This is a genomic window from Moraxella nasicaprae (assembly GCF_025643275.1).
Classification (GTDB): domain Bacteria; phylum Pseudomonadota; class Gammaproteobacteria; order Pseudomonadales; family Moraxellaceae; genus Moraxella; species Moraxella nasicaprae.
Map to the genome: position 1 here is coordinate 863,711 of NZ_CP089977.1, position 13,570 is coordinate 877,280.

11 protein-coding genes are annotated in these 13,570 nt (G+C 44.0%); 9 read left to right on the forward strand and 2 right to left on the reverse strand.

Going from position 1 to position 13,570, the window contains the following annotated elements; all coding sequences use genetic code 11:
- Positions 1-371 precede the first annotated feature (371 nt).
- The 5 genes from yihG (at position 372) to minE (ending at position 4,670) form a co-directional block, all read left to right on the forward strand.
- Positions 372-1,331 carry a 1-acylglycerol-3-phosphate O-acyltransferase, YihG family gene (gene yihG, locus LU297_RS04095; protein WP_263077144.1) on the forward strand — a complete coding sequence of 320 codons (960 nt, stop codon included), beginning with the start codon at positions 372-374 and terminating at the stop codon, positions 1,329-1,331.
- Between the two features lie 9 nt (positions 1,332-1,340).
- The gene (locus LU297_RS04100) at positions 1,341-2,438 is read left to right on the forward strand and encodes a hypothetical protein (RefSeq protein ID WP_263077145.1); all 1,098 of its coding nucleotides are present in this window, start codon (positions 1,341-1,343) and stop codon (positions 2,436-2,438) included.
- 186 nt (positions 2,439-2,624) lie between these two features.
- Complete coding sequence (minC, locus tag LU297_RS04105) at positions 2,625-3,428, forward strand: septum site-determining protein MinC (RefSeq protein WP_263077146.1); 804 nt, start codon at positions 2,625-2,627, stop codon at positions 3,426-3,428.
- Positions 3,429-3,577: 149 nt separating this feature from the next.
- Positions 3,578-4,393 (forward strand): septum site-determining protein MinD, encoded by an 816-nt coding sequence (minD, locus tag LU297_RS04110; RefSeq protein ID WP_263077147.1) that lies wholly within the window; start codon positions 3,578-3,580, stop codon positions 4,391-4,393.
- A 1-nt stretch (position 4,394) separates the two neighbouring features.
- Positions 4,395-4,670: a cell division topological specificity factor MinE gene (gene minE, locus LU297_RS04115; RefSeq protein WP_263077149.1), complete on the forward strand. Its 276-nt coding sequence runs from the start codon at positions 4,395-4,397 to the stop codon at positions 4,668-4,670.
- 287 nt (positions 4,671-4,957) lie between these two features.
- Here the strand turns inward: minE and LU297_RS04120 are convergent, their stop codons facing one another.
- Positions 4,958-6,022 carry a porin gene (locus LU297_RS04120; protein ID WP_263077150.1) on the reverse strand — a complete coding sequence of 355 codons (1,065 nt, stop codon included), beginning with the start codon at positions 6,020-6,022 and terminating at the stop codon, positions 4,958-4,960.
- 350 nt (positions 6,023-6,372) lie between these two features.
- On the opposite strand from LU297_RS04120, the gene LU297_RS04125 reads away from it, so the two are divergent.
- From LU297_RS04125 to LU297_RS04135, 3 genes are all read left to right on the forward strand, one after another.
- Positions 6,373-7,578: a porin gene (locus LU297_RS04125; protein WP_263077151.1), complete on the forward strand. Its 1,206-nt coding sequence runs from the start codon at positions 6,373-6,375 to the stop codon at positions 7,576-7,578.
- 36 nt (positions 7,579-7,614) lie between these two features.
- Positions 7,615-8,886 carry a porin family protein gene (locus LU297_RS04130; RefSeq protein WP_263077152.1) on the forward strand — a complete coding sequence of 424 codons (1,272 nt, stop codon included), beginning with the start codon at positions 7,615-7,617 and terminating at the stop codon, positions 8,884-8,886.
- 96 nt (positions 8,887-8,982) lie between these two features.
- The gene (locus tag LU297_RS04135; RefSeq protein WP_263077153.1) at positions 8,983-11,586 is read left to right on the forward strand and encodes a prolyl oligopeptidase family serine peptidase; all 2,604 of its coding nucleotides are present in this window, start codon (positions 8,983-8,985) and stop codon (positions 11,584-11,586) included.
- A 50-nt stretch (positions 11,587-11,636) separates the two neighbouring features.
- On the opposite strand, the gene LU297_RS04140 is transcribed toward LU297_RS04135, so the two are convergent.
- On the reverse strand, positions 11,637-11,942 hold the full coding sequence (locus LU297_RS04140; protein ID WP_263077154.1) for a PepSY domain-containing protein: 306 nt from the start codon (positions 11,940-11,942) through the stop codon (positions 11,637-11,639).
- A gap of 215 nt (positions 11,943-12,157) precedes the next feature.
- On the opposite strand from LU297_RS04140, the gene glmU reads away from it, so the two are divergent.
- Entirely contained in the window at positions 12,158-13,519 is a 1,362-nt protein-coding gene (gene glmU, locus LU297_RS04145; protein ID WP_263077155.1) for a bifunctional UDP-N-acetylglucosamine diphosphorylase/glucosamine-1-phosphate N-acetyltransferase GlmU, read from the forward strand.
- Positions 13,520-13,570 lie beyond the last annotated feature (51 nt).

Genomic DNA, 13,570 nt, shown 5'->3' on the forward strand with positions numbered 1-13,570 from the left:
GTGTTCCCGTGATGATTTGGTAAGTTTGAACGCTTACCGACTTGCGGTCTATTATGCACCAAAATTCTTGCCCATTTGTAGTACAACTGTATCTAAATGGTATGTTTTATATGACTTCATTTATCTGATGATGTCGTTCATTTCTTGAAAAAGCAGCACATCAGCACACCCAAACCAATCCAAGATAACAGATAATTTTGGCAAAATATTGTTTCAAAAATTTAAAATCCCAAGCAAACTTCGCTCAACTTGACATTTTGACGACAATAATTTGAGCATTTTGCCAGTATTTTTTGTTAAAATAAACGACTGTAAACCAAAATGGTGTTGTCCTAAAATAATACAACACGCCACATGATGCTAGGATAATTATGCAAAACGACCGCCGAACTTTTTCATTTGTGCAAAAACTGCATGAAAAAACACCAAAACTCGCCCAAAAGCTGTCTTTGCTTGCCAACACAGGTGCGATTGCCGCTAACAGTCTGGTGGTTGGTGTGCCTGTACTGACGGCTGGGGCATTAAAAATGCTGACCAAATCCAAAACCGCCGACCAAACCGTCATCAACATCGCCAATCATTGGATTAACACCAACAATCGTCTGATTGATAAAATGCTACCAGCCAAAGATTGGCGAATTACCCTACCTGACAACCTTAATCCACAAGGCAAGTATCTGCTGATTTGCAATCATAAATCATGGGTGGATACCAGTATTATTCAATACATCAGCGAAAATAAACTGCCGATTACTCGATTTTTTGCCAAGCACGAATTGCTGTACATTCCCATCATTGGGCAGACTTTTTATTTTTTAGATTTTCCGATGATGAAACGCCATTCTAAGGAAGCCATCGCCAAAAATCCTGCCCTTGCCCATCGAGACTTGGACGAAGCCTTGCGTGCCTGTCGCTTGCTAGAAGATAAGCCTTTTGTACTGCTCAACTATCTAGAAGGCACTCGCCTCACGCCTGCCAAACATCAGCAGCAGCAATCGCCCTATCAGCATCTGCTCAAACCAAAAGCGGGTGGTTTTGCGTTGGCGATTGCAAGCCTAGGCGAGCAGATTGACGGTATTTTGGACATGACCATCGTCTATCCTGACGGCACACCAGAATACAGCGACCTATGGCAAGGCAAAATCACACGACTGGGCGTAGATATTCGCCAAATCACCCCGCCACAATCACTGTTTGAAGCTCTAAAACAGGGCGAATACGAACACAATCCTGCCGTCAAAGCACAGCTATTTGCTTGGCTTGATGAACTATGGCAACAAAAAGATGTCAAAATCAGTCAAATGCTGGCTGATTTTGGTATCAACGCTTAGGAGCGTGCGATGAATAAAGAACGCCAAACCCCAACCCTAGAAGACCTAGATGTCCCAAAAAATCACGAATTGCCCGAAGATGTCATTCCATTTTATGGTAACACACATTCAGAACAAAACGCCAGTGCATTAAAGCTAGCTTATGATATTTTGACGCTGTGCTTGCTGGTGGTGGATTTGATATTGATTGCCACCGACAGCATTTTGATGAGTGCTTTCATGCAGTACATCTCGACATGGCTGGGTTTTGGGGTATTTTTGGAGAATTATGCCACCAATCATCACACCATCATCGCCACCATTGGCGGATTTTTTACCTTGTTTTGGATAACTGATTTATTAGTGCGTTGGCTACTTGCCATCATCAAACGCACCTATTATCGCTGGTTTTTCTTTCCATTTGTGCATTGGTATGAAGTTTTGGGCTGTTTTCCGGTCTTGCGTGCCTTGCGACTACTACGAGCGGCGGTCATCATCAGACGACTGCATCGCATGGGCATTCAAATCATTCCAACTCGCTGGTTAAATTCAGCCAAATTTTATTATCATGTCATCTTAGAAGAATTGTCCGACCGTGTGATTTTGACTGCCATCGACAATCTTAGAGAACAGCTTGGTCGTTCTGGCTCACATGGGCAGATGATTCATCGCACCATCAGCCAAAATCGCCAAGCCATCGAATCTGCCATACTCAGCCTACTTCGCAACGAGCTGACCCCTCGCCTGCAAGCAGCATTACTGGCAGATGAAGGTGAAAAACTTGCCCAAGACATCGGCAAAGCGGTCGAAAATGCCCTAAGCGAAACGCCAGAGTTACGCCGCTATCTTAAACTGATTCCCATTGCTGGTGGCATGATTGAGTCGCAAATCACCAATGTCGGCAAGCACATCGGCACCAGCGTAACCCAAGCCATCAACGCCCACCTCTTCCACGATGAGACGCTAGATGGTCTGATGACCTCCATCGCACACGGTGTGGCAAACATTGACACCTCTCGCCCAGAAGTGCAGCATCTGGTCAGCGAAGTGGTCGAAGATGCCATCAGTACTTTTGAAGAGCAAGTCAAAAACCAGCAATGGAAACATAGCCAACAATTACCACTATAAATAACCCGTCATACAAACAAACCATTCAATCTTCATGATTGGGTGGTTTTTTCATCGTCAAAAAAATGCTACAATCTAAGCATGACAATCAAAGAGTTTTGAGGTCATCAGATGATGATTACCCTGCCCATCTGATGCCAGAAAAATTGGACGACTCACCATTTGATACACATAAGCGATGATTCTATGAGCCAAACCATCAAACTGTACGGCAAAATGCTGACATTTAGCCGTCTAAAAATCTACGAAAATAACCTAATTGACATCAAAAATCAGCTCCAACAGATGCTGGATAACAATCCCATCAGCAATGAGTTGCCCATCGTCATCGACAGTGAAGTTGAGCTTGAATTAGATACGCTCATTGATATGCTGTGGTCGATGAATGTTCAGCCCATTGGCGTGGTCAGCGGTGTACTCAATGACCAAGCCAAAGAGCTTAAATTGGCAATTTTTCCTGCTGATGGCAAACGCATCGAACGCTTGCCTAATACCGATAAACCCAGCACGCCTGCTCCACAGTCTGAGCCTGCACCGCCTGCCAACCAGCCAAATGACAAGACCCCAGAGGTGGTAGATGCCCCTGTGCAAGCTGTGGCAACCAGCACCCAAAGTACCACACTCATCACCGCCCAAGACCACAGCATCAAACTTGCCAGTGGCATTCATACCCAGATGCTTCGTTCAGGTCAAAGCCTACAACATCTGGGTGGCGATTTGACCATCATCGGTGGTGTCAATGATGGTGCAGAAGCCATCACCGATAACAGCCTGCATATCTATGGGCGTGGCTTAGGTCGCTTGGTGGCAGGAGCAACAGGCGATAAAAACGCCAGAATTTTTTGCCAAAAATTCAACCCCTCTTTGGTGTCGGTCGCTGGCACTTTTTGCCTAAGAGATGCCATTCCTGCTGAGATGATTGACCAGCCTGTACAGGTCACTTATGATGAAGAAAATGGGCTGATTTTCACACTACTCAAACAACTGTAAGAATCGTCTATTTATTGAACAATCATCAAGAAAAAATTCTACCGCCATCATCATTTGATTGATGGCAATCGCTAAATATGCTATGCTAGAAAGGATTTTTTAGCATCAGTTTTGGCTGATGGATTTTTTGAATTTTAAGGAGTGCCGTTGTGGCAAAAATTATCGTTGTAACTTCGGGCAAAGGCGGTGTTGGCAAAACCACCACCAGTGCATCTTTTGGTGCAGGTCTTGCCAAGCGTGGCTTTAAAACTGTCATCATCGACTTCGATGTGGGCTTGCGTAACCTAGACTTAATCATGGGCTGCGAAAACCGCATCGTGTACGATTTTGTTGATGTGATTAGCGGTAATGCCAAATTGGCACAAGCCTTAGTCAAAGACAAGCAGTATGACAATCTGTACATTTTGCCAGCCTCACAAACTCGTGACAAAGACGCTTTGACCGATGACGGCGTTGCCAAAGTCATGAAAGAACTGTCAGAGGATATGGCGTTTGATTACATCATCTGCGACAGTCCAGCAGGTATTGAGCGTGGTGCTCAGCTTGCCATGTATCACGCTGATGAAGCCTTGATTGTAACCAACCCAGAAGTATCATCGGTACGAGATTCAGACCGTATCATTGGTATTTTGCAAAGTCGCACCAAAAAAGTTGAGGAAGGCAGCAGCGTCAAAGAACACTTGGTCATCACTCGCTACAACCCACAACGAGCCTCAGAAGGCGAGATGATGGATTATCACACCATCGCTGACGAAATCTTACGAGTGCCACTCATTGGTATCATTCCAGAAAGTAATGCCGTCCTAGAAGCGTCAAACCAAGGTCAGCCTGTGATTCATTTCACAGACTCAGCAGCAGGTCAATGCTATGAGGACATCGTTGCCAGATTCTTGGGCGAAGAAGTGCCTTTGCGTCATCTTGATGTGAAGAAAAAAGGCTTCTTCCAACGACTATTTGGGGGCTAAGATGAAAAAAGGATTTTGGGGTTCGTTGTTCGGTGGCAACAACAGCTCAAACAGTGCTAATATTGCCAAAGACCGTCTAAAAGTCATCGTTGCAAGCCACGACCGCCTCAACACTCGCCTAAATGCCGAGCGTATCGAGCAGATGAAGCGAGAAATTTTGGCGGTGGTCAATAAGTATGTCAATGGTGTTAGCATTGATGATTTAAACATCAATCATCGCCACGAAGACAGTGTCGATGTCTTAGAAATGAACATCAGCTTGCCTGACCGCAAATAAGACAATCTGTCAAAAAAAGCCAACGCCTGACAAGGATTTGGCTTTTTTTATTATCAAATGGCAGCCAAATGAAGCAGTTGGAATAATCCATCAAAAAGGCGTAAACCATCTCATGCCAAACGGTTTACGCCACATTACTTAGGCTTGTTGTTATTATCATTATTAGTGCAATCAATCACGCAATGCTCATCACAAATACGCCATCAATCAACAAACCAAAATATCTTAGTCATCACGCCAAGCGATTAACAAATGGCGTGATGACACAACCAAAAGCTGTGCTTTGATTAGAAGCGATAAGCACTAAACAAAATCAAGCCTAGGCTATCGGTGTCTTGTTTGTGTGCCAGCACAGCTTTACCATCTTTATCAGCATGGGCTGGTACATTGATGGTTTCTTTGTAGTAAGTACTCTCTGCACCCAAAATCAATTTATCAGTGATTTTTCGGTCGTACGCCACAGTAACAGAGTTGTACTTGCCGTCTTTGCCATATGGGTTGACTGCGTGGTTCACATGGGCATAAACGGTGTCTTTATCATTGAACTTATGACTAGCACCAACACCCAAGCCCCAGTTATTTTTTGCAGCTTGCCCATAATGCACATCATTAAACTTGTTCTTTTGGTAGATGAAGTTGATTTGATTGGCTTTATCAAAATCATAATAGCCCGTCAAGCGTAGTTGGTCTTTGAACTTAACACCATGTAGCGACTTTTGACTATCGGCATAAAAATATGCTGCACCCAAAGCGTAGTTGTCTTTTTGGTGCTTGACAAGCAAACCCACGCCATCGGTATCCAAAGATTCGGTCTTGGACTCTCCACCTTTTTTGTTTTCATCAAGCACATAATGAATCATAAAATCCGTGCCATTGAAAGTTGGCGATTCATAACGAATGGCGTTATTTGAACGGTTGCCGTCCGCACCCCAAGTCGGATAGTCCCAAGTATAGCGAATGTATGGCTCAGGAGATAATAGGCGACCTGCTTTGAAAGTACCGTATTTTTTGTGCTTGATTGCAAGCCAACTATCACGAGGCTCAAAAGCTCGTTGGTCGCTATCTAGCGGCGAACGCCACTCAAAGCGATACTGAACAGAAATGTCGTTGTTTAACGCCTCTTCGCCACGAATACCCATACGAGAGCCATTGTCATACAACTGTTGGCGATATTTGGTCTTTTCGACAGTCTTGGTGCCGTCAGAATAGGTTTTGGTAACTTTATCTTCGCTACCACGAGTATCTAGATACAGACCGCCATAAATGGTCGGTGGTGTGATGCTGGCTAGGGCTGGTGCGGCATACAAAACCGACAACACTGCCGCAGAACTGATTTTTAGAAACTTAGACATAAACAACTCCTTGTATTCTGCCAAATCACAACCTTACAATCCAAGCAATGTTTGGCAATCATTCCTTGAATCACTGTCTTGTTTGTTAATATATAGTAACAAAATAGTAAAATCAAGCCTAAATTAAAAAAATTTATGAAAACTATTTGTTTTATAAAATATAAAATATTGTCTCTTGACTTTTTCTATGTGTAATAGTATTTTTAATAAGCGAGATTTATTGTATCAATCAAGCATGAATATTAACAATATTGTTACATTCATTCGGATTAGCGACATAATTCAAGCCAAGCCATTATTTTAGCAAGGATTATCAAGCTGGTCTGACTGTTAAGGAGAACGCATTTCTTATGAAATATCATCTAAAACACGCACCTAAGGCATTGACCTTGTGCCTACTGGCTGCCACTGCAATGCCCGCCAATGCAGTATTCATCGATACGCCAGCCGTCCGTGATGGCAAACGCTTTGGTATCTTTGTTAGTGTTGAGCCAACTTTGACCACCACCTCCAACAAATTTAGCTACACTTACGGCAACCCAAGCATCTATGGTGCAAATGGCACAATAGAGCAAGTGCTTGCCGACCAAGACCGCAAAGACAGTGACGAGCAGTATCGTCTGGATAATGTTGGTTATGGCTTGGTAGAATTTTACACCCAACAAAAACTGACCAAAAAGATGAGTTTAGGCGGCTCACTACTGATTCAAGCCAACCCAGACAGCCTGACCAACTTTGGTGCTTACTGGGGTACTCGCCTAGATTTTGGTAGCTGGGGTGAACTGGGTAGTATCACGCTGGGCGGTCGTAACAATGGCTTGTCTGTCGGTCAAACTGGCATCAATATGCTAAACACCATCAACGATAGCGGTTTTAACATCAATGGTCGTTATACTGGCATTCCTGATTTGACTTTATCCGCCTATCATATGTTCTCCCAATCTGCTGATGTACGCAACAGAAGAACAGGAGGCTGGCATGACAGCAATGGTGTTTCTGCCAAATACGAATTCAACCTTGCTCCACGCAAAAATGCCACCATTGCCCTTGGTGCTAGTCGCTCCAAAGGTCATGATTTACCATTTTATTGGGATGCAGCCGCTCGTGGCAAAGGTTATATGGCTGGCTTTAAAGCCCAATATAACGACCTAACTTTCGCTGCTGACTATGGCGAAAAAGAGCAAAGATTTAATGGTCTATATATTGATGACATCAACACCAAAACTTATGGGGCAAAAATCGACTACGAAATCACGCCTCGTTTGACCACCAACATCAGCTATGGTCACAAAAAGACAAAAAACAGCAAGCCGATTGATTTTGCATTTTGGCGTGATGAATTGCAAACACCAAGCTCTAATGCAAATATTGAAGAAAAACTATTCAATCAAGTCAAACAAGACCGCTATGGTTTGGGTGTGAATTACCAAATCTACAAAGGATTTAGCGTCAATGGTTCTGTTAATAGCACCAAAACTCGCAACTATGTAGCCGAAGGTGAATTTAGTAAACGGGAACGACTTGATGTGAATGTTGGTGCATCATTTAGCTTCTAATTTTTAACTTTATTTTAATTATGAAAGGATTTTATCATGACTAAGCAAGCCACTTTTCGTCTAACTAAGCTAGCTTTGGCAGCTTCTGCACTGGGCATGGCATTCAACGCCAACGCCATTTTTAACCTATACAATAAAGATGGTCTAAGCCTAGACATCAATGGTCAAATTGATATTCAAGCCACCAAGAATGACCGCACTCACACCCTATTGCAAGATGGTGCTGACTTGGTATATACCCAAGCTGGTACTTTGCAATTTGCCAACACCTCAAAAGCTGGTGCAGTCATTGACAGTACTGACAAAGAAACTCGCCTAAACCAAAATCAAGGCGTATCTTTCATCGATTTTCGTGGTTCACAAAAACTACCAAATGACTGGCGTGTCACTGGTAATGTTGGCACAGGATACAGCGATGACCGCAATCTATACCTGTCTAATTCTAGCTTGTCTTTGGACAAAAAAGGCATCGGTGCCATTACTTTGGGTCGTCAATACCTACACACCAACTATGTAGGTCGCACTGGCACAGACACGCCACTAGACATTTTTAGCACCTCAGCACTTCGCCTAGACTACTACGGCATCAAAGGCTTACACGCCAGTGCTTATTATAGTCTGGCAGGCAGCAACGATGTTCGTAAAGAAAATAACACCGAGCTAGAATCTGGCTATGGTGCGTCATTAAGCTATCGCTTCCCATTCTCTGATAAGCAATATGTGCGTTTTGGTGCAGGCTACACCCAAAGTGACTTTAACCCTGTGACTACGGGTAATGCATGGTTTAGCAACCAAAACACCCTAAACCGCTATCCACAAGAGGCACAAGGCGTGGCTGGCTCTTTGGAATACAAATACGACAGATTCCTAATCGCTGCTGATGTTGGTCAGAAAAAAGAAACCATGTCAAAAAGCGAAAAAACACCGCTAGACACTCGCAAAACTGACTATCTGGGCGGTAAAGTTTCTTTTGACATCAATCCGATTTTCCAAGTCAGTGCAGGCTATGGCGTGAAAAAAGCCAAAACCACGCTAAAAGCTGGTGCAACACCACTGACCAACGACATCAATTCGATTTTCTTGGGTCATAGTGCATTCCACCCATCATTTGTTGGCTTGCAAGAAATGTATCTGTTTGATAAAGCAGACACCAAAGAGTTCTATGTTCAAGCTGACTATCGTATCCGCCCAAATGTTCGCCTGTACGGTCGCTATGATGAAGAAAATACCACCTACAAAGTGGGCGGTACTGATTTTAGCAAAGTTGAAGACAGAAACGCTCGTGCAGGCTTGGTATTTAGCTTCTAATCCAACCTTTTTTGACATTTGAGCAATATGGCGTGGTTTTTGGACAATCATTTGCCAAAAACCACCACACAAGGAATACATATTTAGGATAATGCAATGAAAACACTCAAAAAAAGTGCTTTGGCAATCGCAGTCATGTCCTGCCTAAGTCTGAGCAGTCATGCTGCTGATGACACCAGCACCAACAAAGCAAGTAAATTTGCCTACCCAGAAACTCGGGTTCATCAAGATGACCTAGACCCATTTTTGTTTGGCGAATTTGGTATGTCTGCCAATACCGCAGCCAGTAGCAATGGTATGCATGACCCATCAGTACACCAACCTGATGATGGTGTTGATAGCTACATTGGCGGTGTTGATGTGGATAAATATCGCTGGTTGGAGAATTATGACCCAATCAACCCAGCCCAAGCCAAAGAGTACACCGAAGACCGTCAAAGAAACTTCATCGGCACACACGCTGAGGACGATCGTGGTTTGGCAGCAGAGGCGATTAGCTCTTTGCAAATCGTACCACCAAAATCATCAAGTGAAGTTAATGACTGGGTCAATGCCCAAAATGCTCTGACCGAAAACTACATTAAAAACTTGCCTGTCTATGAGTCGTTCAAAAAGAACGCCAAGAGTTTGCAAGACCGTGAGCACACTTACAGCACCATCACTCGTGAGGGCGTGGGAGAATTTCGCTACTACCGCCACGAAGATGGCTTTAAGCGTGTTTCGCTGACTCGTGAAGATGGTTCTGTGATTGAGCTGGTGAATGAAAAAAATCTATCTATTCCAGAACGCAATGTCAATGCTGTGATGAGCAGCTTTAAAGTCAGTAAAGGCGGTTCGTACATCTCATTTGTGGTGCGACACGGTCGTTCAGACGCTGACCCTTACTTTATTCATGTGCTTGACAGCAAAACAGGCGAGCTTGCCACACCAATCATTGGACGCATCAACCGCTCCAATCCAGCTCACACTTGGATTGATGACACCAGTCTGATGTATGCCGCCATTGAACAATATCGCTCTTTGGTATTTAGACGAGATATTGGCAAAAAACGCTTCAATGACCCCATTGAAGTACCACTCAACCACATTGATGGTGCCAGCGTCAATAAAATCTCATTGTATGGCGATGATAAACGCTACATCGTGATGGATGTCTATGACAGTGGCGATACGGTTTATATCAAAGACCGTAAAACAGGCAATGCCTATCGCCTACATAACCAAGATTTTTATAACAAAGTCGTCAGATATAATTCAAGCTTTAACAATAATATCTTGGCAAAATTTGTCCATTTTGAGCCAAAAACTGGCGATGTATGGTTCATCAGTGGTGAAAATAACCGCAAAGGCGAAATCATCAAAAGCAACATCAAAAACCTAAAACACCGTGAGGTGGTCGTTCCTGCCATCGATGGCTATGACATCATGCGTGAGGCGTATTATCATGAAGAAGGCGATGGCTATTTCCTCATCAGCCTACTCAAAGATGGTGTCAGTCGTCTGTTGTTGGTTGATGCCAAGACCGCCAACATCGTCAAAGACCTAACCCCTGCTGAGGGTGCTGGTATCATCAACAATCTATCAGGCAATGTCGTTGGTGAAGAAAAAAACCCTGACGACGAGATTGACTATGATGATGCTGAAAGTGGCGAAAACTATGTCAAATTCAGTTTCTCAAACCCAACTTTCCCAGAGACGGACTACAAATATAGCATCGCCAAAGACCAATTCTTGGACATTCGCCGTCATGATTTAACACCATTTGACCATACCAAATATGAGACCAAAACCGTGTTCTATCATTCAACTGATGGCACCAAAGTTCCAATGAACATCAGTTACAAAAAAGGCATCAAACTTGATGGCAACAACCCAACCATGCTGTACGGCTACGGTGGCTATGGGGTCATCTACGACCAACAATTTGGCTTCCCTGCCAATACCGAATGGCTTGAAAATGGTGGCGTATGGGCTCACGCATTCATTCGTGGTGGTGGCGAGTATGGCGATGATTGGCAAAATGCTGCCAAACACACCAATCGCTTGATTGGCTATGATGATTTTGCAGCAGCGGCAGACTATCTCAACGAAAAAGGCTATGCCAACCCAAATCATCTTGCCATCATTGGTGGCTCTAATGGTGGTCTATTGGTTGGTGCTGCGATGGTTCGTCACCCTGACAAATACCGTGTGGCTATCCCAGAGGTGGGCGTATTTGACCAGTTCCGCCACGAAAAAGCAGGGGTAACGCAATACTGGATGGAAGAGTATGGCACACCAGAAGAAGGTCGCTATACCTATAATATCCTAAAAAGCTACTCGCCTTATCACAACTTGCACAAAGGCACTTGCTATCCATCAACATTGATTGCCACTTCTAAGCGTGACGACCGTGTTGTGCCATCGCATTCTTATCGCTTTGCTGCTGCCTTGCAAGAGGCTCAAAGTTGTGACCGTCCAGCATTCCTACACGCTGCCGAGGACGCAGGACATAGTCCAAATACCTATGCAGAACGCAATGAGCGAGACCTACAGGTAATGGCGTTTGCACTGGGCGAAATGGGCGTAACCAGCGTTCCTGTTATCGAATATCGTCCATCGCTTGATGAGATGAAAACTGAAAAATGGCGTGCCGAAGATGCCAAAAAGCGTGAACGGCTGACCAAAAAACAAGCGGAAAAATCAACCAACACTCAATGATTTTTCACAAAAAAATGACCCAATGATTGTTTGGGTCATTTTTTACATCATTAGCGGTCAATGCGTTTGTAGATAACAGCACCTGTTTTGGCATCAATCTTAACATCATACTCAGTATTACCTTTTCTGACTTCAACATCATAATGCGGACGACCATCGTGGTCAAAATCAATACTGGTAACACGACCACCACCAACGGCACGCACAGCGATTTGTTTGGCTTTTTGGCTAGAAATCTTGGCGGTTTGTTTGGCTTTGTACTCCGCTCTATCCTCCCAATCATCATCAGCATGAGCGATGCTTGGCATATTTAGGGCAGAAATAGCAACCAAAGCAGATAATAGTAATTTTTTCATTGTATTCTCCAATTATAAACAAAATTCATCAAATCATCGACCTGATGAGGTGTATTATAATGGGCAAAACTTAAATTAAACTGAAACCGTGTTGATAATTTTTAATTGGTCAAATTGATTTATTTGATGATTTAACGCATTGTAACAATACCATCAAGGCTTTGTGGTAAAATACAATTCATGACAGATAACCAAGCATTGATTAGGATAATCTTATGACAACTCCTCTAAACATCATCATCTTGGGTGCTGGCAAAGGCACTCGCATGAAATCCACTCGCCCAAAAGTTCTGCAAACTTTGGCAGGTAAGGCACTCATCGAGCATGTACTAGACACCTGTCAAACACTCCATGCTGACAACACAATCGTGGTGTACGGTTTTGGCGGTCAGATGGTGCAAGATGCTTTGGCAAACCGCACGCTACATTGGGCAGAACAAAGTGAGCAGCTTGGCACAGGACACGCTGTCAAGATGGCATTGCCACACCTGCCTAAAACTGGCAAAAGCCTGATTTTGTATGGCGATGTGCCACTGACCACCGCTCAGACTTTGCAAAATCTATTGACCGCCAACACCCAAGGCATCAGCATGCTGACCCTAGAAGTCGCCAATCCATTTGGCTTAGGTCGCATCGTGCGTGACAACGGTCAAGTCATCGCCATCGTTGAACAAAAAGATGCCACGCCAGCACAACAACAAATCAAAGAAATCAACAGCGGTATCTATTGTGTGGACAACGCCCTCTTGCACGACTATCTACCTAAGCTAAGTAATGACAATGCACAAGGCGAATACTACCTGACTGACATCATCAAAATGGCGGTAGATGATGGCATTGAAATCGCCACCATCAGTCCAGAGCATGAATTCGAAATCGAAGGGGTAAACGACCGCATTCAGCTTGCCAACCTAGAACGCACTTGGCAAGCCCACCAAATCCACACTCTACAATTAGCTGGTGTACAATTTGCCGACCCAAACCGTGTGGACATTCGTGGCAAATTGCAATGCGGTCAAGATGTGTTCATCGATATTAACACCGTCTTTGCAGGCGATGTGGTGCTGGGCAATGGCGTACAGATTGATGCTGGTACTATCATCAGCAATTCACGCATTGGCGATGGCACGCACATCAAGCCAAATTGTGTGATTGATGACAGTCAAATCGGTGCAAACGCCAGCATTGGTCCTTTTGCCCATTTACGCCCAAAAACACAGCTTGCCGATAAGGTTAAGATTGGCAACTTTGTCGAAACCAAAAAATCTGTGGTCGGTGCTGGCTCAAAAATCAACCATCTAAGCTATGTGGGCGATAGTCAAGTCGGTACAGGCGTGAATGTCGGTGCTGGTGTCATCACCTGCAACTACGATGGCGTGAATAAATTTACCACCATCATTGATGATAATGCCTTTGTGGGCAGTAATTCTAGTCTGGTTGCTCCTGTCAAAATTGGCAAAAACGCCACCGTTGCGGCAGGTTCGGTCATCACCAAAGACACACCAGATGACAAACTTGTGATTGCCAGAAGTCGTCAAAGTGTCATTGATGGCTGGCAACGCCCCACCAAAAAATAAGTTGTAAAAAAATAAGCACAATCCTTCGTGGTTGTGCTTATTTTTTTAGAT

Bases quoted from the DNA above. Each gene is read 5' to 3' on its own strand.
- minC (WP_263077146.1), top strand. From the start codon at position 2,625: ATGAGCCAAACCATCAAACTGTACGGCAAAATGCTGACATTTAGCCGT.
- glmU (WP_263077155.1), top strand. From the start codon at position 12,158: ATGACAACTCCTCTAAACATCATCATCTTGGGTGCTGGCAAAGGCACT.
- minE (WP_263077149.1), top strand. From the start codon at position 4,395: ATGAAAAAAGGATTTTGGGGTTCGTTGTTCGGTGGCAACAACAGCTCA.
- yihG (WP_263077144.1), top strand. From the start codon at position 372: ATGCAAAACGACCGCCGAACTTTTTCATTTGTGCAAAAACTGCATGAA.
- LU297_RS04120 (WP_263077150.1), bottom strand. From the start codon at position 6,022: ATGTCTAAGTTTCTAAAAATCAGTTCTGCGGCAGTGTTGTCGGTTTTG.
- LU297_RS04135 (WP_263077153.1), top strand. From the start codon at position 8,983: ATGAAAACACTCAAAAAAAGTGCTTTGGCAATCGCAGTCATGTCCTGC.
- LU297_RS04125 (WP_263077151.1), top strand. From the start codon at position 6,373: ATGAAATATCATCTAAAACACGCACCTAAGGCATTGACCTTGTGCCTA.
- LU297_RS04140 (WP_263077154.1), bottom strand. From the start codon at position 11,942: ATGAAAAAATTACTATTATCTGCTTTGGTTGCTATTTCTGCCCTAAAT.
- LU297_RS04100 (WP_263077145.1), top strand. From the start codon at position 1,341: ATGAATAAAGAACGCCAAACCCCAACCCTAGAAGACCTAGATGTCCCA.
- LU297_RS04130 (WP_263077152.1), top strand. From the start codon at position 7,615: ATGACTAAGCAAGCCACTTTTCGTCTAACTAAGCTAGCTTTGGCAGCT.